Here is a 22,555-nt window from a genome sequence, read left to right on the forward strand (position 1 = left end):
ATGACGATTTTTGCGCAGTTTTCGGGGATATCAATGTTGCAGCAAAAAATTCAAAGCCAGGACGCACAGGAGCATCTGCCGACGCTTCTGGCTGCCGATGCTTTGGAGCTTGCCCATCAGCTGCAGCAGCACCAAAAGAAAATCTTCCCCCCGCAAGCGCAAAAGCAGATGCGTCTCTTCAGCCCTGCCGAAGCGGCAGCCTTCATCGGAATCGGCGAAGGCTATCTGAGGCAGGTGGCCTCAGAGGGCCACGGCCCAGCGCCCTTGTCAAACGGTCGGCGCATGTATGCCGTTTCCGACATCGAACGCATTCGCCGCGTTCTCGACGATGGCGGCAAGTCGGGCAAATATGTCCCGCACCGGCGCGGCGATGAAAAGCTGCAGGTCCTGTCTGTGATGAACTTCAAGGGCGGGTCGGCTAAGACGACGACCTCAGCCCACCTCGCCCAATATCTGGCACTTCGCGGCTACCGCACGCTCGCGATCGATCTCGATCCGCAGGCTTCGCTTTCCGCCCTCTTCGGCCATCAACCGGAGTTGGATGTCGGAGAAGGCGAGACGCTTTACGGCGCGATCCGCTATGACGCCCCGCGGTCGATCGCCGATATCGTGCGGTCGACCTACACCGCCAATCTGCATCTCATTCCCGGCAATCTCGAACTCATGGAATTCGAGCACGAAACGCCGAAGGCGATGATGACGGGCGGGGCTGCAGAAACCCTTTTCTTCGCCCGCATCGGCGATGTGCTCGCCGATATCGAGAGCTTCTACGACATCGTCGTCATCGATTGCCCCCCGCAGCTCGGCTTCCTCACCATGTCGGCGCTCTGTGCCGCAACGTCCGTCCTGATCACCGTGCATCCGCAGATGCTCGACGTCATGTCGATGTCGCAGTTCCTGTCGATGACGAGTGAGTTGATGAGCGTCGTCGAAAAAGCCGGTGGCCGCACCAGCTATGACTGGATGCGCTATCTCGGAACACGGTTTGAGCCGAACGACGGCCCTCAAAGCCAGATGACCGGTTTCATGCGCGCCATTTTCGGCAATCGCATGCTGCAGAACGCCATGGTGAAGTCGACAGCTATCTCCGACGCCGGCGTAACAAAGCAAACGCTTTATGAAGTCGAGCGCTCGCAGTTTGTCCGCGGCACCTACGACCGCGCAATGGACTCTCTCAACCTCGTCAATGGCGAGATCGAGGACCTGGTCCGCAAGGTCTGGGGGAGGAAGTAATCCATGGCCCGTAAGAACCTGATCGGGATATCGGAGGAACGCGTCGACGATGCCAACGGCGCACCGGGCAACGACCGCCCGATCGCCGGGCTGATGGCCGGTGCCCGCCCCCCGACTGCTGTCGGTGGCATCACCCGGTCGCTGTCGAACATCACGCAGAAGGTCGAACGCGCCCAGGAGCTCGAGCGGCAACTTGCCGAAGGGCAAGCGGTCGTCGAACTCGATCCGGCGCTCATCGACGCATCCTTCATCGTCGATCGCCTCGGGATTGCGGCCGACGCGCAACTGAGCCTGGCTGAACAGATGCGAGAGCACGGACAACAGGTGCCCATCCTGGTCCGGCCGCATCCAACCATCGAGGGGCGATACCAGGTCGCCTACGGCCATCGCCGCCTGGCTGCTGCCCGCGACATCGGTAGCAGTGTTCGTGCGGTCGTTCGCAATCTCAATGACGAGCAATTGGTCGTCTCGCAGGGACAGGAAAACAACACCCGTTCCGACCTCTCCTTCATCGAGCGCTCGCTCTTTGGCGGCCGCCTTGAGGATCGCGGGTTTTCGCGTGAGATCATCATGTCGGCGCTGGGTGTCGACAAAGCCGCCCTGTCGAAGATGATTTCTGTTGTTCGCCGGCTACCGATTGCGCTGATCGAGGCCATCGGACCGGCACCATCGATCGGACGGCGCCGTTGGTTTGAACTCGCTGAGCTTCTCGCACAAGATGGCAAGCCGGAGGCCGCAGCCGCCTTCACGCAAGGCCGAGAATTCCAGAAGGCCGGCAGCGATCAGCGTTTCGACGCCTTGTGCACCTTCTTAAGCGCCTCCAGGGCGCGTGCCCGGCCTATCCCATGGCTGGCGCCAGACAACACAATCCCGGTGCGTATCCGTGAAACGGACGTCGAGACGACGCTTGCCTTCAACAGCAAGACGGCACCAGGCTTTGCAGATTTCGTGAGGCAGAGGCTCAAATCTCTGTACCTCGAATATCAAGAGGAAACAGGAGACTAACTGAGCAAAAGAAAAAGGCTTCCGAACGACTAGCGCTGCGGAAACCCTTCTCTCGTGTAGCAACTAGAGAATCCCATTTCCGCGAATCGGTGTCAAGAGTTTTCAACGTCGTTTCGGCGAACGGGTTTCTTTTGCCTTGGAAAAGGTGAAGAAGAATGGATCGTGGGATTGTCACGACGCCCTTCGGGCGGCGGTCGATGACGCTTGGGATGTTGGCACACCAACTTTCCAGCGCTCCGGCCGTCGACGACGGGAGCGTCGACAAATGGAAATTGTTTCGAACGGTATGTGCCGCCAAGACAAGCCTTGGGGTTTCCGACCGTTCGCTTGCGGTGCTGAACGCACTGCTGTCCTTTTACCCAAAGGCCGAACTCGACCGGGCCGCCGGCCTCGTCGTGTTTCCGTCGAATGCGCAGCTTTCGCTCCGTACGCACGGCATGGCCGAGACGACGCTGAGGCGGCATCTGACGGCGCTTGTCGAGGCTGGGCTCATCCTCAGGCGCGACAGTCCCAACGGCAAGCGTTACGCCCGGCGTGACCGCAAGGGCGCGATCGGCCAGGCCTTTGGCTTCGATCTCGCCCCGATGCTTGCACGGGCGTCAGAGTTCGCAGCGGAAGCGGCACGGCTGGAAGCGGATCGTCGCTACCTGCAGGTGATGCGCGAACGTCTGAGCCTTTGCCGGCGCGACGTCGTCAAGCTCGTCGAGCTCCTGCGCCAGTCCGATGTCCTCCAAGCGGAAGAAGCGGAAACGCAGTGCCAGGCGGTCTACACGGCACTGTCGCGCAAGCCGCTGATCACCGAAGTGGAGCGCGCCCTCGCCGTTTTGTCGGCACTCCGCGACAATCTGACTAATTACCTGGAAAACTTGCTGAAAACGCAGAATACGGCTGCCAATGAACGCCAGTATGAGCGGCACATACAGAGTTCAGAATCCGATTATCAATCTGAATCTGAAAACGCTTGTGAAATACCTGAAGCGGCATTTTCGGATCTGGCTGGCACCAAGACGTCATGCACCGCGGATGATGATACCGTTGCAGGCAGTGCAAAGTCGCCCGGCCTTTCTCGCCTTCACGATCATATCGGCGCGCTGCCGGTGGTGCTGAAAGCCTGCCCGCAGATCCGTGACTATGGACCAGCGGGGCGAATTGGCAACTGGCGGGACATGTTCCTAGCCGCAACCGTTGTCAGGACGATGCTCGGCGTCAGCCCGGAGGCCTACGACGAGGCGTGCACGGTGCTTGGTCCCGAAACGACGGCAACGGTACTCGCCTGCCTTCTTGAACGATCCGAGCACATTCATTCGGCCGGGGGCTATCTGCGGGACCTGACGCGCCGCGCGAGAAACCAGACATTCACCGTGTCGGCGATGCTGTCGGCGCGCTTGCGAGCCCAGGCCGGAGTGGTGGCCGTGAGCGGATGAACAGCGACAGGGGGCATGAGCGTCGCGGAAACGCTTTGGCTTGTCTGTGACGTTGAAATGCGGGACACTGTAAGTGCAGGGATTCGTTGACATCTCTACGTTATTCTTACGTCTGAGATTGTTTTCAGACCCTCGCCACCCATCAGAAAACATTGCTGTTTCTCCTTCTTTTGGAAAGGAAGGGGCGGTTCAGTTCCGTTGCGCGGACTCAGCGTACAAGACTTCGAATTTCTCGATCTCGAGCCGAATGATTGAGCGTCCTCCCTTGTTAGAGCCCGTTCTAGCGGCAGAATCCGTTCAGGTGGCGAACTCGCGGGCTGTTGCCAGCTGTCAACAGGTTGCTGGTTTAAAGCCGAGCGCCCTCCCCCCAAAAAGCTGGGTCGCGAAAGGGTAAACTAAAGCGACAAAGCACCAAGCATAGTTGGATCTCACTGCCGCGTGATTGCGAACACGGTATGGCTGGGGGAAACAGCGAGTATGGTACTCAACTCACTGACCGGGTTTGGCGTTGATAGACGAGACATCAACACGGTTGACAGCTGTCAACACATTGGCGTGCGCCGAGACACATGCAAGTCCTGTTTGAATAGAAATATTCGCCCCGTCGTCGTTTGCGAAATCAGGCGGCGCAGCTTGCTGGTCTTCAAGCGGTGGAGAAAGCGTCTCCTGCCTGTGGGGGAAGTGATTCTCATGTTACGTTCCACATCCGCAGGAACCGTTTATTTTCAAAATGCGATACCAGTCTCCCGATCCCTACCATCCAACGCTGATCCCGCTGATGATTTCGGCGGAAGACGCCTTGGCGCGGCTCGATGAGCGCACGAACCGTCATGTCGTCGAAGACGGGTACCGCGAGCGCGGGCATTTCTTCGATGCGACGGCAGCACTTTGGGTGGCCGGCGAACTCGTTCATGTCGAGGATCTCGTGCTGCACGATGCGCACATGGACGCCCGAGCGCCGACCCACGAGTTGACCATCGCCCATTCGGTCCTGAAAGTCCGCCGCCGCATCTGGCTCGGCGAGCCTGGTTGGGCCCTTTCTGCCCAAGGGCTTGCAGCACTCAGCGGCGAACAGAGCCCGGTCCCGGAGCTCGATATCCCTTCACTTGCGCCGGCCGAAACACGTCAGGCGGCGGGTGTCGATCGTGAGCCGGAGCGGGGCGAGCCGGAGGACGACGGCGACAGCAATCCGATGGCGGCCGAATTCGCGGCCATCGACGCCGCCATCGCTCGCTCGCAGCGCCTGCTCGATGCGCATGACCAGGACACGCTGGAAGTCGCGGAACGGACGGCGTTAGCGACAGCCCGCGAGCCGATGGGACAGCTCGGCCTGCTCTTCGACGAAGAGTGGGATGAGGAAGTGCGTCTTGACGAATGGCGCCAGATGGTGGCAGCGGCTGATCAGCTGCCGCCCTGTCTTGGAGCCGCCTTGCTCTTCGATGCCTGGGAGCGGAGGGAGCCTCTGCGCCGTCAGCATTGGCTGGGGTCATTGTTGGTCGGCGCTTACCTGCGCTCCAGAGGCAAGGTCACCTCGCACCTGCTGTCGTTCAACACCGGGCTAAAGACCATCCGCTATGAGCGACGGAGGTCCCAGGACGCACTGACCCGCTGGAGCGCCTTTCTGGAGGCGATGACGGTGACGGCGGATCTCGGTCTCAAGGAACTCGACCGTTTGTCGCTTGCGAAGACCCAGATGGACATGCGCATTCGCGATCGTCGTTCCAACAGCAGTCTGCCGGCCCTGATCGACCTGGTTCTGTCGCGGCCGATCGTATCGGCAGCTTTGGTCGCCAAGCATGTCGGGGTGACGCCGCGCGGCGCGCTGAACCTCGTTCGAGAGCTTGGCATCCGCGAGATGACCGGCCGCGGGCGTTACCGCGGCTGGGGCGTGCTTTGAACCGGCGGCAGCGCGGAAAGCTTGCCGCCGGACCGTATAGGCGTCAGCCCATCGTGATCACGATCAACAGAACGAAGATCACCGGCACCAGCGTCAATGCCGGAATGATGATCGCCGGGTAGCCGAAGGCGACGATGGCGAGCAGCCAGAGCAGCGCGCAGTTGATCAGAAACAGCACCTTGGCCGTCTGTGAACCTTGCACGGCCTCCTTGAGCATCCAGCCGAACACCGGCACGTGGTAGACAAGTCTCGCAATCATGGTTTTCCTTTGCGTGGGTGGCCGCATTGGGGGGACAGGCGGCGCGGGTTTTATTCAAGGGCGTGTCGTCTCGCCGGTCTGTTGTCGGGTGAAGCCGGCGGTCGTTTCGAGGCGTTCGGGATCGAGGACACGCATTGTCTTCGGGTGGCTGAAGTCGATCAGGCCCTCGCGCTTGAAACGGTTGAGACAGCGGCTGACCGTTTCGACGGTAAGGCCAAGCCAATCCGCGAGGTCGGCGCGGGTGAGATGGAGATGAAAGCTCAACCGGGCAGGGGCGCCGTTACGGCCGGTCCGATTGAACAGGCGCGATAGTTCCACCAGCGCACTGGCGACTTTCTCGCTGGCGGTCTTGCGACCAAGCAGCGTGGCATGGATCTGCATGCGGTGAAGCGTCGTCTTCAACTCGCTGGCGACGGCCGGATTGGTGGCGTTGAGATCCGCGTCACCCAGAGGCTCGATGCGCGCGATACTCAGCGTTTCGGCGGTGGCGATGTTGCGGCCGTCGATAGTGAAGCCGAAGAGCCGGCCCGGTCCGAGCACGTCGGTGATCTGGCGGCGACCGTCGTTGAGAAGTTGCGAAAGCACGACGCAGCCGTCAACGACACGGTAGAGCGCGCGGTTGCGTCCGCCCTCATAGAGCAGGGTCAGGTTTTCGCCGACGACACGACTACGCGAGGCCGGGCGAGGCGGCCTTATCGAGGACGCGCGAGGGGGAGCCGCTGGCGCGGCAGTGGTGATCAGGGTTTCTGGCATGAAAAACGTCCGCATGACCGACGCAAGGAGGCGTGATGCCCCGATGCCGACGGGCGTCGAAGGAGGATGTTGACAGCTGTCAACGGAGGTCAAAGCCGGATGACGACCTGTGGCGGGCCTCGCGGACGGGCATTGGGTGCGTGAACTTGTGGCACCGGTCGAACTGCCGCAACCCGGATCGCAGGTGTGCGGTTTGCCTCCAGGCGCTCGCTGAGAGAACCGTCCGGCGGCGTCAGCAGCGCCCAGAAGAACCGACAGGCGCTGCAAACATGTTTATGGCCGGGCTGGTCTTTGCCGTCTTCACCCAAACCGGTCTGGCAAAAATCGGGCAGGGACCCGTCGGGCAGGGCATAGAGCGCCAGTTCGGCCGCCGGCAGGCGAGTGGCCAGGGCAGGGCCGAGATGGGCAAAACCAAGCAGGAACAGCGCCGCGGCGCAAAGCATGCGCACGGCATTGTTCCATCTGATCTTCTCGCGACGTGTCATCGCCCCGGCTCGTTCCTGTTTCGATGGGGCAGAGATTGGCGACCGGCTTGATAAAGCTCAATGTGGCAAACCGCGCAGGGGCAGAATGCCGCAGCCAGAAGAACGCCGCACCTCCGATTGGGGCGCGGCGATTAACCTATTGAATTATATTGTTATTGTTGCGAAATTGGCGGGCAGGGATCAATCCTCCTCGACAAAAACCTCGTGGCGCTTGGCCTTCACACTCGGCAGGAACACGACGACGAGCACCAGGGCTGCGATCAGAAGCAGGATGGCGCTGATCGGTCGAGTGACGAATGTCATCGGGTCTCCGCGCGACAGGATCATGGCGCGGCGGAGGTTTTCTTCGAGCAGCGGTCCGAGCACGAAGCCGAGCAGCAACGGAGCGGGTTCGCAGCGCAGCTTCAACAGCAGGTAGCCGACGAGGCCGAAGAAGGCGACGGCATAGAGGTCGTAGACATTGGAGTTGACGCTGTAGACCCCGATCGAGCAGAACGCCATGATGATCGGGAAGAGCACGTAATAGGGGATCTTGAGCAGCTTCACCCAGAGCCCGATCAACGGCAGATTCAGGACCACGAGCATCAGATTGCCGATCCACATGGAGGCGATGATGCCCCAGAAGAGGGCGGGCTGTTCGCTTGCGACGTTCGGACCGGGCACGATGCCCTGGATGATCATCGCGCCGATCATCAGCGCCATCACCGGATTGGCGGGAATGCCGAGGGTGAGCAGCGGAATGAACGAGGTCTGCGCGCCCGCATTGTTGGCGCTTTCCGGACCGGCGACGCCGGCAATCGCACCGTGGCCGAACTCTTCGGGGTGGTCCGAGACGCGTTTCTCCACGGTGTAGGAAGCGAAGGCCGCAAGGATTGCGCCGCCACCGGGCAGAATGCCGAGCGCCGAACCGATGATGGTGCCGCGCACGACCGGCGCGAACATGCGCTTGAAGTCGTCCCTGGTCGGCATCAGGTCGGTGACTTTGGCCATCAGCACCTCGCGGGTGCGTTCGTTTTCAAGGTTGCGCAGGATCTCGGCGATGCCGAAGACACCGACGGCGAGCGCTACGAAGTTCAGGCCGTCGGCATATTCCCGGATGCCGAGGGTAAAGCGCGGCGTGCCGGAATAGATATCGGTGCCGACGAGGCCGAGCAGGAGGCCGAGGGCGACCATGGCCAGCGCCTTGACGATCGACCCGTGCGCGAGTGCGATCGAGGAGACGAGGCCGACGATCATCAACGAGAAGTACTCGGCAGCGCCGAACTTCAAGGCGATTTCGGTCAAGGGCGGCGCGAAGACCGCGACGAGGAAGGTCGAGACGGTGCCAGCAAAGAATGAGCCGAGGGCAGCGATCGCCAGGGCGGCCCCGGCCCGACCCTTGCGGGCCATCTGGTAGCCGTCGATCGCGGTGACGGCTGACGACGATTCGCCCGGCATGTTGATCAGGATCGCCGTGGTCGAGCCTCCATACTGCGCGCCGTAATAGATGCCGGCGAGCATGATCAGCGAGGAGACCGGCTCGAGTTGGAAGGTGATCGGCAGCAGCATGGCGATGGTTGCCGTTGCGCCGATGCCCGGAAGGACCCCGATCAGGGTGCCGAGAAGCACGCCGATGAGGCAGAAGAGCAGGTTGGCGGGGGAACCGGCGGTCACAAAGCCGAGCGCGAGATTGTTGAAAAGATCCATTGCGCGTCTCCTAGAATTGGACCCAGGGGCCGAAGCGCTGGAAGGGCAGGCCGAGACCATAGCTGAACACGGCGACGGAGAAGGCCGTCAGCGCTGCGGAGAGCGCCAAAGCCATGAGCGGCGTCATGCGGCCGGAGGCAAAGCAGGCGATGAGTGCCGTGAAGAACAGTGCCGGGACGAAGCCGAGGCCGCGGACCGTGAGGCCGAAGAAAACCGGCGCCGGCAAAATGAAGAGCATGCCACGCAGCGCAATCGCGCCGATCGGCTCCCCCTGGACGCGGGTGGACTGTACGAGGATCACGATGCCGAGGAGCGTCAGGATGATCGCGAGCACGAGGGGGAAATAGCCAGGCCCCATGCGGAAGGCTGTGCCGAGCTCTAGGTTGAAGGCCTGCCAGGCGAAGAACAGGCCGACCGCGGTCAGGATCCCGCCGCAGAGCGCATTGGTGCTATCGAAGGAGAGTGATTTCATCGTGTCCCCATTTGTTTTCGCGGGGTAGCCGGGCCGAGGCGTCGACGGCCTCCCGCATTGGCATTGCCGGCTCGCGCCGGGTTCGCACATTGGGCAACGTCGCGTTGACAGCTGTCAACCGCTGTTGACGGCGCCTGTCCGGACACCGTCGGGAACATGCCCATGTCAGAACCGCCGCGCCCCGAGATGTTTCGAGAGCGCGGCGCGATGAGCGGTGGATTAGTCGGCGTACTGGCCGGCCGCTTCGATCACCGGCTTCCAGCGGGCGATCTCGCCTTCGAGCTTGGTCTTCAGCGCGGCCGGGGTGGCGTCGGCGTCCGAAGACGGCTCGGTGCCGAGTTCGCCGAAGCGGGCAACCACGTTCGGATCCTTGAGCGCCACCTGCAGCGACTTCGACAGGCGTTCGGTCACTTCAGCCGGCGTACCCTTCGGCGCGTAGACGCCGTGCCAGATACCAACCTGCAGGTTCGGCAGACCACCTTCGGTGGTCGTCGGCAAGTCCGGGAAGACCTTCAGGCGTTCGGGCGAGGTGACGGCGTAAGCCTTGATCGTGCCGCCCTGAATCTGCTTGGTGGTGTTGGTCGTCTGGTCGCACATGATGTCGACCTGACCGCCGAGGAGATCGGTCATCGCCGGACCGGTGCCCTTGTAGGGAACGGTGGTCAGCGGCGTTTCGATGGCGCTCATGAACATCATGCCGCAGAGGTGCGAGGCGGCGCCGATGCCGGCGTTGGCGACGGTGACCGTGTCCTTGTTCGCCTTCACATATTCGACGAGACCCTTGAGGTCGGTCGGCTCGAGGTCCTTGCGCGCGACGATGGTCATCGGCACTTCGGTGACGAGGCCGACATATTCGAAGGCGTTCAGCGTGTCATAGGCGAGTTTGCGGTAGAGCGTCGCGCTGGTTGCCATGCCGATGTGATGGAGCAGCACGGTGTAGCCGTCCGGATCGGCCTGGGCGACGCGACCGGCGCCAAGCGTGCCGCCGGCGCCGCCGACGTTCTCGACGATGATCTGCTGGCCGAGGTCCTTCGACATGGATTCAGCAACCAGGCGCGCAACCGTATCCGTCGGGCCACCGGCGGAGAAGGGCACGACCATGGTGATCGAACGCTCGGGGTAGGTCTGTGCGTTGGCGGAAACGGCAAAAATGGAAAGGGCGGCAACGGCGCCGAGCAATGCGTTGAGGGTTTTCATCTTCTTCCTCCCGGATGAAATATGGCCAGCCGGCAAGGTTTCCTCCCACGCCGGTGCTGGATGCCCCCATTTGCGGACGCAATCTTAGCACAGACAACGGGCTGTCCGCACGATCCGACGCATTTGTCAGGAGCCTGGATCGGCTTTGGGTGGATTTGGAAACATGGCGGTGCTGGCGTGGGTGGATTTCCACCCATCGCGCGTTTGGCTGCGCGCCGCGGGAAGGGCCTAGAGGCCGGTGCGCCGCTTCAGATCGGCGATTTCGTCGGCGGTGAGGTTACGCGCAGCACCCTTCGGCAAATCACCGAGAGCGATCGTCCCGATCGAAACTCGCAGCAGCCGCAGCACTTCGAAGCCGAGCGCATCGAGCATGCGGCGAATCTGGCGGTTTCGACCCTCTTCGAGTTCCACCTCGATCCACATGTTGCGGCCGCCCACCCTTAGGCGTTCGGCCCTGGCGGCCCGCAACATCTCGCCGCCTTCGTCGATGCCGGCGACCATTTGCGCAAGCTGCGCGTCGTCGATCTGCCCGGTCAGTTGCACGTGATAGACCTTGCCGACATGGGTTTCCGGATCGAGCAGCCGCTGCGCAAGCACCGTGTCGTTGGTGAACAGCAGAAGGCCCTCGCTCGCCTTGTCGAGGCGTCCGACCGGCGACAGATGGGTGGAGTCGATGTTCTTCAGGCAGTCGAAGACCGTCGGCCGGCCCTCCGGGTCATGCCTGGTCGTCACCAGCCCGCGCGGCTTGTTCAGCATCAGGTAGACCTTCTCTTCGGCAAGCACGGCCTTACCGTCGACGGCGAGACGGTCCATGTCGACATCGACCCATGCGGTGAGGTCAGTCGCCTTGCGCCCGTTGATGCTGACGCGGCCTTCAAGCACCAGCTTTTCGGCCTGCGTGCGCGAGCAGTAACCAAGCTTGGAAAGGGCGCGGGCGACCGTCACGCGTTTTCCCGTATCGGCCGTGGGGCGGCGGCCGGTATCTCGGGCGGCTGTCGGTCGCTTCTGTTTCACGTTCTGGTCTTCCGGTTGCTGGTCATCTTGTGCAGCATGGTCCCGCCTGCGAGCATCGCCGGCGGCACAATCTCGACATCAGCCGATCTTGCTATAGTCGATCCGCCGGGCGAGCCAGCAGCCGATCGTCAGCCCCGTCACCTTGCCTTCTGCGTCACGCGAAACGACTACGGTCCAGTCTCCCGGTGCCGGCGCGTCCATCGAGCGTTTGCAGCGCAGCAGCCAGACATCGTCGGCGAGCGGCCGCAGGGCGTGCATGGCGCCTCTGCCAAGCGAACCGTCGAAACCACCATAGAAGACGCCGTTGGTGGAGACGATGTCGAGATGGGCGTCGAGTTCTGCCGCATGGTAGCGGCCGGCGATATCAGGCTTGGCGGCGCCAGAGATGCGCGCGGCGTGAACCGTCAGGTTCTCACGCGGGCGCTCCATGTGCAGCGAGGCGCCTTCCACGCGAAGGGTAACGGCCGCTGACTGCGCGCTGCCATCCGGACCGACCGCAAGCGTTTCGGCACCCGTGGCGAAGTTCAGCGCGACGCGGGATTTGCCGGCGGGCCTGGTAACGAGTGCGAGGCCCGTTTCCGGATCCAGATAGCTGCCGGTGCCGTCGGCATCCCAGGTGCCTGTCGCGGGCTCGGCATCGCTGTGGCCAAGGGCGACCTTCATCAATGCGGTCGCCGCCGCATGGGCGTCGGCTTCATGGTTGAACATCACCACGACCGAAAGGCGCTCAGCGGGCGCGTAGAGCCTGCGGCTGCGGAAGCCGCGCAGCGCGCCGCCATGGCCGGTGATGGCGACGTCGCCGATCTTTTCATGCGCAAGGCCGAACCCATAATGGGCCGGGCGGCCATCGGCATAGGTCTGCGGTACGGACAGGCGGCGATAGAGACTGTTTTCGTCATTCCGCGTCCGGTCGATGAAGCATTCCCAGGCGAGCATATCGTCGAGCGAAGCGGAAACACCGGCATCGCCCGCCCAGTAGATGTTGTTGGCCGCCTCGAAATAGCCAGCCGTCTCATTGCCCTCGTAGCCGACGATACCGTCGGGGGGCAGGCTCGTATCGGCGGTGAGGGCAGCGGTCTGCATGTCGGCCGGGCCGAACACGGAACGCTGATAGAGCTCGGCCATCGAGCGCCCGGTATGCGCTTCGATGAGGTCGGCGAGAATGCGGAAATTGCCGTTCGAATAGGAGTAGCGCGTGCCCGGCTCGAAATGGGTCGACCGCGCGGAGGAGAGCAGGGGCCGTGCGTCCTCGCGGCGGAAGGCGCCGTCGTGCCTGGCGCCTTGCAGCACGGTCAGCGCCCAGTAGTCGCGCAGCCCCGACTGGTTGTGACAGAGATGGGCCACGGTCGGGCGCTTGCCTTCGAGCAGAGGCAGGTAGGCGTCGAGCGCGCGGTCGAGCTTTGCCGGTTCGCCGACGGCGTCCAGAAGCACGGCGCAGGTCATCTGCTTGGTGATCGAGCAGATCGGTACGCGGGTTGTCGCCGTCATCGGCCTGCGGGCGGTCAGGTCGGCGTAGCCCCAGCGGTGGCTGAGGATCACCTGACCATCCCGGACCACACCGGCGACGCCGCCGGGACCGGGATAGTGTTGGGGCAGGGCTTTTAGGGCGCGTTCGAGAGTGGAAAGTTCGGAAGTGGTCATGGCGCTGAAGGATCGGTCCGACGAAGGGCAGGGCGGTGTCTGCCTTCGTTCGTACCGTCCCCTCCCGGCACTTGCAATGCCGCGCCGACAGCTCTCCTCAGCCGGCGCCTGCCTGGGCGTGATAGAGGCGGCTGTAGGCGCCCTTGGCGGCCAGCAGCGTTGCATGCGGTCCCTGCTCGCGAATGCCGCTGCCGTCGACCACGACGATGCGGTCGGCATCGCGGATCGTTGCCAGCCGGTGCGCGATGATCAGCGTCGTGCGCCCCTTGGAAAGCTCGGCGAGCGACTGCTGGATTGCTCTCTCGGTTTCCGTGTCGAGCGCCGAGGTGGCCTCGTCGAGAATGAGGATCGCCGGGTTTTTCAGGAACATGCGGGCGATCGCCAGTCGCTGTTTCTGTCCGCCGGAAAGCTTGACGCCGCGTTCGCCGATCACCGTGTCCATGCCGTCGGGCAGGGCGGCGATCATGCCGTCGAGCCGGGCGCGCCGCGCCGCTTCCAGGATGTCGGCTTCGTTTGCTCCGAGCCGGCCATAGGCGATGTTGTCGCGAATGGTGCCGGCAAAGAGGAAGACATCCTGCTGCACGATACCGATCTGGCCGCGCAGCGACGACAGGGTGATGTCGCGGATATCGGTGCCGTCGACAGTGATTGCGCCTTCCATCACTTCGTAGAAGCGCGGCAGAAGCGAGCAGATCGTCGTCTTGCCGGCGCCCGACGGGCCGACGAAGGCGATCGTCTCGCCGGCGCGGATCGCGAGGTCGATATTCTGGATGATCGGCTTTTCGGCGCTGTAGCCGAACGAGACGTTGCTGTAGGTGATGTCGCCCTTGAGATCAGCGACGTCGGTCGCACCGGGACGATCCTCGATATCGGGCTCGGTTTCCATCAGTTCGAGGAAGCGCTTGAAGCCGGCGATGCCCTTCGGATAGGTCTCGATCACCGAATTAATCTTCTCGACCGGCCGGAAGAAGACGCCGACCAGAAGCAGGAAGCTGACGAAGCCGCCATTGGTCAGCTCGCCCGTCAACACGAAGTAGCACCCGGTAATCATCACGATCAGCTGCGTCAGCCGCATGCTCATGTAGCTCAGCGACGTGCTGGCCGCCATGATACGGTAGGCCTCAAGCTTGGTGCGGCGATAGTTCTGGTTGTCGGTCTCGAACAGGCTGCGCTCATGGGCCTCGTTGGCGAAGGCCTGGACCACGCGCATGCCACCGACATTCTCCTCGATACGGGCGTTGAAGTCTCCGATCCGGCCGTAGAGATTGCGAAAATTCCGGGTCATGCGCCCGCCGTAGCGGCTGGTCACCCAGGCGGTCAGCGGCACGACGGCGGCTGTAATCAGCGCCAGCTGCCAATGCACCATCAGCATCAGGATCAGCGCACCGATGAAGGTCATGACGGCAATGAACAGATCCTCCGGACCGTGATGCGCGACCTCGCCGATTTCTTCCAGATCCTTGGTGAGGCGGCCGACGAGATGGCCGGTCTTCTGGTTGTCGAAGAACGAGAAAGAGAGCTTCTGCAGATGATCGAAGGCCATGCGCCGCATGTCCGTCTCGATATTGATGCCGAGCATGTGGCCCCAATAGGTGACGGTTGCCATCAGGCCGGTGTTGAGCAGGTAGACGATCAGCAGCCCCACGGAGGACAACAGGATCAGTGTCCATTCCTGGCTCGGCAAGAGCTGGTCGACGAACAGCTTCACCGCAATCGGGAAGCCGAGTTCGAGCAGGCCTGATAGTACGGCGCAGGAAAAGTCGAGAATGAACAGGCCGCGATAGGGGCGGTAGAACGCGAAGAAACGCTTCAGCATGCACGTGCACTCACTGGGGGCGGGGGCGCCATGGGCGCTGATAGAAAGATGATTTTTAATGTCATGTTTTTGGATCGAAACCAACCCAGAAAAGCGTGAAAGCGTGTCGGCCACGTGACGCGACCGATGTCTCGTGCACCTGCGAGACGCAATCGGTTCACTTCGGCACCGGTGGGAAGGAAACGTTAACCATAGGCTTCGTAGAAATGGAATCAGCAGAGCAAATCGCCTTCGGTTGGGGACACCGGAAGCGGAGCCATTGCTCGATATCACTACGCGTAGGGCGTCTTTGTGCGTTCGCGTCAACGCACGAAGTCCAGGGGGCAAACGAGACGATGGCAAGCAATCAATCAGTGGAAGCCACGGAAACCAACACCATTGTTCCGTTTCCGGTGGTCAGGAGATTGCATGCCATTCGCAGTGCTGCCGCCGAGCTTGAAGATCTGCACGGTGCCGAAGCGCTGCAATTCTGGCGCCGCCGCTGCCGCGCTCTAGCGGATGAGCTCTTTGCCTGCGGATGTTCGGAAGACGAAGTGCGCCATCAGGTTCTGGTTTTTCAGGACGAGGTGCAGATCGAGCTGCAGCATCGCCACCTCTCGCGTCTTTCTGCAGGCGCGATGAGCCAGTAGCCGCTGCGTCTCAGGCCACCGGCAATTCCGGATCCCAGGTAAACAGCTCCTTGGCCCTCGCGATGCCGCGCAGCGCAAAGCGGCCGAGCGAGACTGCGTGGACCCGTTCATCCGGCGGGCAGGCTTCGACGAAATCAGACGACATGATCATGTGCCGCTCGACGGAACGGCACATCGAGGAAATGCGGCTCACCTCATTGACCGCCGGGCCGACCACGGTGAAATCGAGGCGGGTCTGGCTGCCGATATTGCCATAGAAAACTTCGCCGATATGGAGCCCGAGATAGACTTCGGTGGTCGGCTTGCCTTCGGCCTGCCGGCGGGTGTCGAGTTCCGCAAGCATGCGGCGCAGCTGCCGTTCGGCGGCGATTGCGTTGGCGCAGGCGGTCCCCGGATCGTCGGCATTGAAGATCGCCAGAACACCGTCGCCGATCAGCTTCAGCACGCTGCCGCCATGGTCGTGAATGGCGGTGATCACGGTTCCTGAATAATCGTTGAGAAGCGGGATGATCTCGTCGGGTGCTGCGGTGTCGGAGATGCGCGTATAGCCGCGCAGGTCGGAAAACCACATGACCGTTTCGATGCGTTCGGCCGAACCGCGGGCAATGCTGCCTTTGACGACGCGCTGGCCGGCATCGGCGCCGAGATAAACGTCCGCAAGCGTGCTGATGATCCTCACGCATGAGCCTGCCTTCACCGCCAGCGCAAGCGTTGGCAGCAGGATACGGAGTGCTGCGATGTCATCGTCGCTGAAGCCACCGTCGTTCCGCGTCGTCCAATAGGAATAGAAACAGTCCATCTCGCCGACGCGGCCCTGGTCGGTGAAGTGGTGGATCATGCTGACGCAGTCGGTGTGGCCTTCGTCTTTCAGCTTGTCCAATATGTTGTAGGTGGTGCCCTCGTCGGAGGAAAGCCGGATGCGGCGCTCCGCGGTTCGGTCGCAAAGCATGTGGTAGAAGATCGAATTCTGCCAGTTCAGCAGCGCCTCGCCCGTGGTCGTCGAGCCGTATTGGATGACCTCCGGCGTGATCTCGCTTTCGTCGTTCCACTGGAACGCGCGCCCCTCGAATTCGGGATGCAACGTGTCGATCAACCCGAGCGCGCGGGCAAGGTCGAGACCGGCTGCCCGACATTGCTCGCAGAAGCCGGCAAACAGCTCCGGCTCGTCCAGTCCCTTCAGGCCCTGTTCTGAAAGCCAGAGCACGATATCGCGTAGCTGTTGGTCGTTCATGGCGCATCCCGCTCGGCCGAGGTCGACTGCCTGATGATGTGGTGCATCATCCATAGCCGAACCAGGGCTCAGAGCGAAAGATGCAGTTTGCCCGTTTCGCTCTCCGCCGGCACGGCGCAACAGATCAGCGCTTCGCCTTCGCCGACCGGGAAGGAGGGCTGCGAGGGGTAGGTCACCCTGCCCTCCAGCACTGGCGTCCGACAGGTGCCGCAACTGCCGTTGCGGCAGCCGTATTCCGGCTTCAGGCCACGCGCCTCCGCCAGATCAAGCAGCGTGCCTTCGCCCGGTTGCCAGCGCGCCTCCTTGCTCGACTTGGCAAAGACGACGTGAACCGGGGCGTTCGCCGCCGGTACCATCACCGGGCCAGAACCGCCGTCCGGTCGCCGGGTCAGCGACGACAGCCCGAAGGCCTCCGCATGGATGCGGGCATCGGCGATGTTGAGCGCCCGCAAGCCGTCATAGAGCGACTGGGTGAAGGCGGCCGGGCCGCAGAGATAGAAATCGTAGTCGTCGAAGGGCAGGGTGGCCTTGAGATGGGTGAGGTCGATGCGACCGGCAATGTCATAGTCCTGGCTTTCGATGGCCGTTGCCGGCTGGCTCAGCGCCCGCACCAGACGAATATTGCCCTCGCCTTCCGCGACCAGGTCGGCGATCTCCCGATCGAAGGCGCGCTCTTCCGGCGAGCGGGCGGCCTGAAAGATCCAGGTCGGGCGCGTGCGCCGCTTGCGGCGGCTTTCGGCGACAATGTGCTTGAGCATGGCAAGGATCGGCGTGATGCCGACGCCGGCGCCGATCAGCACGGCGGGCCGCCGCTCGGTTCCATCGATCGTGAAGCTGCCGGCAGGCGCCCGCGCCTCGATCCGGTCTCCAGGCTTCAGTCCGTGCAAGTGGCGGGAAGCCACGCCGTCCTTCTTGACGCTGATGCGGTAGAGACCATCCGTCGGTGCCGAGGACAGCGTATAGCTCCTGACGAGCGGTCTTTCGCCGTCTCCGACGTTGATGCGGATCGGCAGGTGCTGGCCGGCCTGATGGGCCATGAGCCCGACGCCATCGTCCGGCGCGAGGTAGAGTGAGCGGATCGTCGTGCTCTCGTCCTCAACGCGGGCAATCCGGAACGGGCGCCACGCATCGGCAAGGGCCGCGGCCTCAAGCCGGACCTTCGCCTGATCCCAGTCGCCGGTGGAATTGAGACTGGGAGACCAGCCGCCCTCCTCGAAGGCCCAGCGAAGCGGCAGGCCGTCCTCGCGATAAATGACCTTCTCCGGCCGGAAGCGCCACAGGCGTTCGGCGCCCTGAAATGCCGCGACCTCCGGAGAAGACAGGATCACCTCGGCGCTGCCGGTCATCTGCAGCATGTCGCCGGTCGCAAAATCGACGAACAGCAGTCCTGCGCGCGGGTTGACCATGAAATTGCCGAGCGTGTTGAAGAACAGGTTTCCGGAGAAGTCCGGAATCGTCAGCACGCCGTCCTCGCCGATCTGTACGAAACCCGCCTTGCCGCCGCGATGCGAGACGTCGACCTGGCGCTCGCCGCTGTCGCGATCGACGTAGGACGCCACGAAGAAGGTGTCGGCCTTGGCGATGATGGCCCGGGCGCGGGCGTCGAGCACGCGACCATGCACCGGGCGCACCGAGGCCGGCTGGTGCGGGTCGCGAACGAAGGCGAACTGGCGAAGCTGGATATATTGCGGGCAGTTGCCGAAGCTCTGCCGGACGCGGAGCGTGAAGCCGTCGTCGGCATCGCGCCGGATCGCGCCGTTCAACCGGTTCCTGCGCCGGGTTTCGAGCTGGATGCCGAGCATGCCGATGGAGTGCGCGTCCTCCATGCCGGCATCGGCCGGATCATCCCTGTCACGCGGCAACCGTATATCGAGATTCCAGGCGTCCGGCGCCTGCATGAAGCCGGGGGCTGCCGCGCGCATCGTCGCCCAGACATCGCCGCTCGCGTCGACGGCTCCGAACATGGCGAAGGGCAGCATCGGGAAGAATTGCTGGTGCTGCTCCGGCATGAAGCTGCGCACGAAATTGCGCCCGGTCGCATCCATGCGCTCGGCGACGCCGAGGCTGCGCTGGATGGCGAGTTCGCCTTCGTGCCACGGCGAATCCGGCTTTTTCTGTTGTGCGTTGTCCGGCATGGTCGGGTGTCCCGGTTGGAAGGGGGCCGGGGCAGCGCTGCCGCCCCGGGGAGCTTGGATCAGGCGGCGAGGCCGACGGCGGTCTTCTCAAAGCCGACGAAGCCGGGCAGGCGCTCGATGCGCGAAAGCCAGGCACGAACATGGGCGTAGTCGGAAAGGTCGACATTGCCTTCCGGTGCTGCCGACACGTAGCTGTAGAGGGCGACGTCGGCGATGGTCGGCCTTGCGCCCACGAGGAAGTCGTGGCCGGCAAGCTCCGCATCAATCTGTGCAAGCACCCGGTGGGCCCTGGAGATAGCCCCTTCTGCATCCAGATTGGCGCCGAAGACCGTGACGAGACGCGCGGCTGCCGGACCAAAGGCGATGTCGCCAGCGGCAACCGAGAGCCATTTCTGCACCTTCGCCGCCGAGGCCGGATCTTCCGGCAGCCAGTCGATGCGGCCGAGCTTCTTGGCGAGGTAGACGAGGATGGCGTTGCTGTCGGCGATGACCGTGCCTTCGTCGTCGAGCACCGGAACCTGACCGAAGGGATTGAGCGCGAGGAATTCCGGCGCCTTGTGTGCCCGCGCCTTGAGGTCGACGTCGATCAGCTCGTGCGGCACGCCGAGCAGCGACAGGAAAAGCTGCGCCCTGTGCGAGTGGCCGGAGAGCGGATGGCGGTAGAGTTTCATGGGAGATGTCCTCGAAGAGCTTGAGAACCGTCACGGCCCTCCGGCGGTTCGGAATGAACCACCTTCGAGATCAATCTATGACTTTCCAATTTTCGGCAGTAGAATGCGATTTCGATAGTCTGATTTCCGAATTATGGAAGGATAAAAGTGGACCGTCTCGACGCCATGGGGGTTCTGATCGCCGTCATCGAAAACGGCAGCCTGTCGGCCGCCTCCCGGCACCTCAAGGTGCCGCTGGCCACGATCAGCCGGAAGGTTTCCGAGCTTGAAACGCATCTGGGCGCGCAACTCATCACCAGGACCAACCGCAGGATCCAGCTGACCGAGGCCGGCCGCGTCTATGTCGAGGCTGCCAAGGAGATCCTTGCCCGCGTCGAAGAGGCGGAACGGGTGGCAGCCGGCGAATACAGCACGATCAAGGGCGATCTGACGGTCTCTGCGCCCATCGTCTTCGGACGCCTGCATGTGCTTCCCGTCGTGGTCGATTTCCTCAAGGCCCATCCCGAGGTCGATATGCGGCTCGCCTTGGGCGACCGGTTCGCCAATCTCGTCGACGATCACATCGACGTGGCGCTGAGGATCGGCAACCTGCCCGACAGCAATCTCGTGGCGACGAAGATCGGCACGGTGCGCCGGGTGGTCTATGCAAGCCCCGATTATGTCGCGCGGCATGGCGTGCTCCGGCACCCGAGCGAACTTGCCGATCACGATTGCATCACCTTCGAAAACGTTACGGCCGCCCATGTCTGGCGTTTCCTCGACGGCGGGCGCGAGCTGGCCGCGCCGATCCGGTCGCGGCTTATCGTCAATACCGCGGAATCCGCCGTCGACGCGGCGATATCCGGTCTTGGATTGACGCGGGTGCTTTCCTATCAGGTGGCGCGCCAAGTGGCGGACGGCCTGCTCGTACCGCTGCTGGAAGACTTTGAGCACCCGGCGCTGCCGGTCCAGCTCGTCTATCTTCCGCAGGGGCTGGTGCCGATGAAGCTCCGGGCCTTCGTCGACTTCGCCGCCCCGCGGCTGCGCGCGGTCCTGCGATAGTGGGCGGCGGCTAGTCCGGCTGGCTGCGTTCGCCGGTCGTCGGGCGGATGTGTCGGGCGTAGGTTCGGCCGACGCGGATCTCGCTGCCGTCGGAGAGAAGGGCGATGAGCGCGGCGAAGGGGGCCTGCTTCAGCCCCACGATACAGTCCCGGCGCACGATCGAGCTGCGATGCAGCCTGAGGAATTCTGCGGGATCGAGGCGACGCTCGAGCGAGGCGAGGCTTTCGTGGTGCAGATAGGACCGGCCCTCGACGTGAATGCGGACATAGTCGCGTTCCGCCTGAAAGCGCACGACCCGGTCGAGCGCGATCCGCACGAATTCTCCCCGGGCCTTGATCCAAAGGTCGCCGGTCTGGGTTTCGTGCTTGCGCAGCGCCTGGCGCAGCGCCGTCACGGTTTCGTTGAGTTCGAGCACCCGCTCGGCGCTCGTGCGTGCGGCGATTGCGAGGCGGGCTCGCTCGATCGCGGTGCGCAGGCGGCTGGATTCGATCGGCTTGGTGACATAGTCGACCGCGGCGGCTTCGAAGGCGCGCAGCGCATAGTGGTCGAAGGCGGTCACGAAAACGACTGCGGGTGCGTGGTCGCCCAGCCGTTCCAGGACATCGAAGCCGGTGCCGCCCGGCATCTGGATGTCGAGCAGGATCGCATCCGGCGAAAGTTCGGCAACCATGGAGCAGGCTTGCTGCACGTTGCCGGCCGTTCCCACCACCTCAACGGCGGACATGGCGCCGAGCAGGCGCAGCAGGCGCCGCCGCGCCAGTGGCTCGTCTTCGATGACGAGGATTGAAAGCGGAACAGTCTGGATTTCATTCATGCAAGCCTCAGCGGCATTGTGATTGCAGCTCTGAAACGACCGGGCGTGACGAGACCCGAAACGCAGGCGCCGACGCCGGGAAAACGGGCCTGGACGCGATCGGCTACATTCTTGAGGCCGATCCCCGTGCCCGGCCTCCGCTCGGTTTCGGGAGTTGCCGCAATGTCGTTTTCGACGGAGATTTCCAGCGCATGGCCCACTTTGGCGGCGCTGATGACGATTTCCACCTGATCCGGCGAGCGGCTGACCCCGTGCTTGACGGCATTTTCGATCAGCGGCTGCAGGATGAGGCTTGGCACCAAGGCCTCCTCGAGACCGGTGTCGATGTCCATTCGGAGCCTCATGCGGTCGCAATAGCGCTCGCCCTCGATATGCAGGTAACGGGCCTGGAGCGCGAGTTCGTCGGCAAGCCGCACGTCGTGCAGCGGGTCAAGCTCCAGCGTCGTGCGCAGAAAGTTGGACAGCGACATCACCATGCGCGTCGCGGCAAGGGACCGCCCCTCCTCGATCAGGCCGGTGATGGAGTTCAGTGTGTTGAACAGGAAATGCGGGTTGACCTGGTAGCGCAGCGCTCGCATCTGTGCGGCGAGTGCCTCCTCGCGCGTGATCGCCAGGCGTCGCTCGCGCTCGCGCAGTTCGAAGCTGTAGAGCAATGCCACGAAGAAGAAGGACCAGCCGACGAAGGTCGCCATGCTGTAGACCAGCGTGTAGCCGATGCTGGTCCAATCGGGCGTGATCGGGTCGGGACGCACGATGAAAAGATAGAGAAGAAAGTCGACGCCGGTATTGGCGATCGCAGCCATCAGAGCGGTCGTAAAGCCGACGACGATCTTCAGCGCGATGTGTTGATGGCGGACGCCGAACATCGCAGCGGCGATGCCATAGGAAAAGACCATGCCGCAGGACATCAAAAGGAGCTTGCCTGGCGCGGACATGATCGGGTCGATCCCGAGGATCGCCCAAAGAATGCTGCTGATCAGGAATTCCACGAACCAGTAGAGTAAACCGAGCCAGAGCGTCGCGCGCCGCACGCTGGCGATGTAAGCGCTCTCGTCCACCGATCTTGCGTCGTCCTCAGGTTTCATGGCCATTTTTATCCTTCAACCGGCCGCCGATGTCGATTGCCGTTCGTCGGCCAAATCGAGCGGTTTG

Annotated in this window: 20 protein-coding genes; 6 read left to right on the forward strand and 14 right to left on the reverse strand. The window is 63.0% G+C overall.

Going from position 1 to position 22,555, the window contains the following annotated elements; all coding sequences use genetic code 11:
• The first annotated feature begins 36 nt into the window (after positions 1 to 36).
• The 4 genes from repA to AC3WVQ_RS20270 all read left to right on the forward strand — a co-directional run bounded on the left by repA (position 37) and on the right by AC3WVQ_RS20270 (position 5,559).
• The gene (gene repA, locus AC3WVQ_RS20255; protein WP_034787965.1) at positions 37 to 1,233 is read left to right on the forward strand and encodes a plasmid partitioning protein RepA; all 1,197 of its coding nucleotides are present in this window, start codon (positions 37 to 39) and stop codon (positions 1,231 to 1,233) included.
• A 3-nt stretch (positions 1,234 to 1,236) separates the two neighbouring features.
• The gene (gene repB, locus AC3WVQ_RS20260; protein ID WP_060582302.1) at positions 1,237 to 2,238 is read left to right on the forward strand and encodes a plasmid partitioning protein RepB; all 1,002 of its coding nucleotides are present in this window, start codon (positions 1,237 to 1,239) and stop codon (positions 2,236 to 2,238) included.
• A gap of 155 nt (positions 2,239 to 2,393) precedes the next feature.
• Positions 2,394 to 3,662 carry a plasmid replication protein RepC gene (gene repC, locus AC3WVQ_RS20265; RefSeq protein ID WP_492382932.1) on the forward strand — a complete coding sequence of 423 codons (1,269 nt, stop codon included), beginning with the start codon at positions 2,394 to 2,396 and terminating at the stop codon, positions 3,660 to 3,662.
• 730 nt (positions 3,663 to 4,392) lie between these two features.
• Positions 4,393 to 5,559 (forward strand): RHE_PE00001 family protein, encoded by a 1,167-nt coding sequence (locus tag AC3WVQ_RS20270; RefSeq protein WP_060582304.1) that lies wholly within the window; start codon positions 4,393 to 4,395, stop codon positions 5,557 to 5,559.
• 43 nt (positions 5,560 to 5,602) lie between these two features.
• On the opposite strand, the gene AC3WVQ_RS20275 is transcribed toward AC3WVQ_RS20270, so the two are convergent.
• From AC3WVQ_RS20275 to AC3WVQ_RS20315, 9 genes are all read right to left on the reverse strand, one after another.
• The gene (locus tag AC3WVQ_RS20275; RefSeq protein ID WP_034787730.1) at positions 5,603 to 5,818 is read right to left on the reverse strand and encodes a hypothetical protein; all 216 of its coding nucleotides are present in this window, start codon (positions 5,816 to 5,818) and stop codon (positions 5,603 to 5,605) included.
• A gap of 54 nt (positions 5,819 to 5,872) precedes the next feature.
• Positions 5,873 to 6,571, reverse strand: coding sequence for a helix-turn-helix domain-containing protein (locus AC3WVQ_RS20280; protein ID WP_060582305.1), 699 nt, complete (start codon positions 6,569 to 6,571; stop codon positions 5,873 to 5,875).
• Positions 6,572 to 6,660: 89 nt separating this feature from the next.
• On the reverse strand, positions 6,661 to 7,056 hold the full coding sequence (locus AC3WVQ_RS20285; RefSeq protein WP_034787727.1) for a hypothetical protein: 396 nt from the start codon (positions 7,054 to 7,056) through the stop codon (positions 6,661 to 6,663).
• Between the two features lie 180 nt (positions 7,057 to 7,236).
• Complete coding sequence (locus tag AC3WVQ_RS20290; protein ID WP_492382933.1) at positions 7,237 to 8,742, reverse strand: tripartite tricarboxylate transporter permease; 1,506 nt, start codon at positions 8,740 to 8,742, stop codon at positions 7,237 to 7,239.
• A 10-nt stretch (positions 8,743 to 8,752) separates the two neighbouring features.
• Entirely contained in the window at positions 8,753 to 9,214 is a 462-nt protein-coding gene (locus tag AC3WVQ_RS20295) for a tripartite tricarboxylate transporter TctB family protein (RefSeq protein ID WP_034787711.1), read from the reverse strand.
• A 219-nt stretch (positions 9,215 to 9,433) separates the two neighbouring features.
• The gene (locus AC3WVQ_RS20300; protein ID WP_034787709.1) at positions 9,434 to 10,411 is read right to left on the reverse strand and encodes a tripartite tricarboxylate transporter substrate-binding protein; all 978 of its coding nucleotides are present in this window, start codon (positions 10,409 to 10,411) and stop codon (positions 9,434 to 9,436) included.
• Positions 10,412 to 10,639: 228 nt separating this feature from the next.
• Positions 10,640 to 11,425 carry a pseudouridine synthase gene (locus AC3WVQ_RS20305; RefSeq protein ID WP_060582306.1) on the reverse strand — a complete coding sequence of 262 codons (786 nt, stop codon included), beginning with the start codon at positions 11,423 to 11,425 and terminating at the stop codon, positions 10,640 to 10,642.
• Positions 11,426 to 11,503: 78 nt separating this feature from the next.
• Positions 11,504 to 13,066, reverse strand: a complete 1,563-nt coding sequence (locus tag AC3WVQ_RS20310) for a D-aminopeptidase (RefSeq protein WP_034787706.1) — start codon at positions 13,064 to 13,066, stop codon at positions 11,504 to 11,506.
• Positions 13,067 to 13,163: 97 nt separating this feature from the next.
• The gene (locus tag AC3WVQ_RS20315; RefSeq protein WP_060582307.1) at positions 13,164 to 14,882 is read right to left on the reverse strand and encodes an ABC transporter ATP-binding protein; all 1,719 of its coding nucleotides are present in this window, start codon (positions 14,880 to 14,882) and stop codon (positions 13,164 to 13,166) included.
• Between the two features lie 335 nt (positions 14,883 to 15,217).
• Here AC3WVQ_RS20315 and AC3WVQ_RS20320 point away from each other — a divergent pair, with 335 nt between their 5' ends.
• Positions 15,218 to 15,511 carry a DUF6074 family protein gene (locus AC3WVQ_RS20320; RefSeq protein WP_034787698.1) on the forward strand — a complete coding sequence of 98 codons (294 nt, stop codon included), beginning with the start codon at positions 15,218 to 15,220 and terminating at the stop codon, positions 15,509 to 15,511.
• A gap of 10 nt (positions 15,512 to 15,521) precedes the next feature.
• Here the strand turns inward: AC3WVQ_RS20320 and AC3WVQ_RS20325 are convergent, their stop codons facing one another.
• The 3 genes from AC3WVQ_RS20325 to AC3WVQ_RS20335 all read right to left on the reverse strand — a co-directional run bounded on the left by AC3WVQ_RS20325 (position 15,522) and on the right by AC3WVQ_RS20335 (position 19,548).
• Positions 15,522 to 16,742, reverse strand: coding sequence for an adenylate/guanylate cyclase domain-containing protein (locus AC3WVQ_RS20325; protein WP_034787961.1), 1,221 nt, complete (start codon positions 16,740 to 16,742; stop codon positions 15,522 to 15,524).
• A gap of 68 nt (positions 16,743 to 16,810) precedes the next feature.
• A complete protein-coding gene (locus tag AC3WVQ_RS20330) occupies positions 16,811 to 18,877 on the reverse strand; it encodes a 2Fe-2S iron-sulfur cluster-binding protein (RefSeq protein WP_034787694.1) in 2,067 nt (688 codons plus the stop codon).
• 59 nt (positions 18,878 to 18,936) lie between these two features.
• Positions 18,937 to 19,548, reverse strand: coding sequence for a glutathione S-transferase family protein (locus AC3WVQ_RS20335; protein WP_034787691.1), 612 nt, complete (start codon positions 19,546 to 19,548; stop codon positions 18,937 to 18,939).
• A 147-nt stretch (positions 19,549 to 19,695) separates the two neighbouring features.
• Between AC3WVQ_RS20335 and AC3WVQ_RS20340 the strand changes: the two genes are divergently transcribed.
• Positions 19,696 to 20,589, forward strand: coding sequence for a LysR family transcriptional regulator (locus tag AC3WVQ_RS20340; protein WP_034787688.1), 894 nt, complete (start codon positions 19,696 to 19,698; stop codon positions 20,587 to 20,589).
• Positions 20,590 to 20,599: 10 nt separating this feature from the next.
• On the opposite strand, the gene AC3WVQ_RS20345 is transcribed toward AC3WVQ_RS20340, so the two are convergent.
• A complete protein-coding gene (locus AC3WVQ_RS20345) occupies positions 20,600 to 21,403 on the reverse strand; it encodes a LytR/AlgR family response regulator transcription factor (protein ID WP_492382934.1) in 804 nt (267 codons plus the stop codon).
• Entirely contained in the window at positions 21,400 to 22,494 is a 1,095-nt protein-coding gene (locus tag AC3WVQ_RS20350; RefSeq protein WP_492382935.1) for a sensor histidine kinase, read from the reverse strand. The genes AC3WVQ_RS20345 and AC3WVQ_RS20350 overlap by 4 nt, the downstream gene beginning before the upstream one ends.
• Positions 22,495 to 22,555: the final 61 nt, after the last annotated feature.

The organism is Ensifer sp. EB106-05-01-XG146 (assembly GCF_058791875.1).

Excerpts from the sequence above, each read along its gene's own strand:
- repB (WP_060582302.1), top strand. The coding sequence starts at position 1,237 with ATGGCCCGTAAGAACCTGATCGGGATATCGGAGGAACGCGTCGACGAT.
- repC (WP_492382932.1), top strand. The coding sequence starts at position 2,394 with ATGGATCGTGGGATTGTCACGACGCCCTTCGGGCGGCGGTCGATGACG.
- AC3WVQ_RS20270 (WP_060582304.1), top strand. The coding sequence starts at position 4,393 with ATGCGATACCAGTCTCCCGATCCCTACCATCCAACGCTGATCCCGCTG.
- AC3WVQ_RS20275 (WP_034787730.1), bottom strand. The coding sequence starts at position 5,818 with ATGATTGCGAGACTTGTCTACCACGTGCCGGTGTTCGGCTGGATGCTC.
- AC3WVQ_RS20280 (WP_060582305.1), bottom strand. The coding sequence starts at position 6,571 with ATGCCAGAAACCCTGATCACCACTGCCGCGCCAGCGGCTCCCCCTCGC.
- AC3WVQ_RS20285 (WP_034787727.1), bottom strand. The coding sequence starts at position 7,056 with ATGACACGTCGCGAGAAGATCAGATGGAACAATGCCGTGCGCATGCTT.
- AC3WVQ_RS20290 (WP_492382933.1), bottom strand. The coding sequence starts at position 8,742 with ATGGATCTTTTCAACAATCTCGCGCTCGGCTTTGTGACCGCCGGTTCC.
- AC3WVQ_RS20295 (WP_034787711.1), bottom strand. The coding sequence starts at position 9,214 with ATGAAATCACTCTCCTTCGATAGCACCAATGCGCTCTGCGGCGGGATC.
- AC3WVQ_RS20300 (WP_034787709.1), bottom strand. The coding sequence starts at position 10,411 with ATGAAAACCCTCAACGCATTGCTCGGCGCCGTTGCCGCCCTTTCCATT.
- AC3WVQ_RS20310 (WP_034787706.1), bottom strand. The coding sequence starts at position 13,066 with ATGACCACTTCCGAACTTTCCACTCTCGAACGCGCCCTAAAAGCCCTG.
- AC3WVQ_RS20315 (WP_060582307.1), bottom strand. The coding sequence starts at position 14,882 with ATGCTGAAGCGTTTCTTCGCGTTCTACCGCCCCTATCGCGGCCTGTTC.
- AC3WVQ_RS20320 (WP_034787698.1), top strand. The coding sequence starts at position 15,218 with ATGGCAAGCAATCAATCAGTGGAAGCCACGGAAACCAACACCATTGTT.
- AC3WVQ_RS20325 (WP_034787961.1), bottom strand. The coding sequence starts at position 16,742 with ATGAACGACCAACAGCTACGCGATATCGTGCTCTGGCTTTCAGAACAG.
- AC3WVQ_RS20330 (WP_034787694.1), bottom strand. The coding sequence starts at position 18,877 with ATGCCGGACAACGCACAACAGAAAAAGCCGGATTCGCCGTGGCACGAA.
- AC3WVQ_RS20335 (WP_034787691.1), bottom strand. The coding sequence starts at position 19,548 with ATGAAACTCTACCGCCATCCGCTCTCCGGCCACTCGCACAGGGCGCAG.
- AC3WVQ_RS20345 (WP_492382934.1), bottom strand. The coding sequence starts at position 21,403 with ATGAATGAAATCCAGACTGTTCCGCTTTCAATCCTCGTCATCGAAGAC.
- AC3WVQ_RS20350 (WP_492382935.1), bottom strand. The coding sequence starts at position 22,494 with ATGGCCATGAAACCTGAGGACGACGCAAGATCGGTGGACGAGAGCGCT.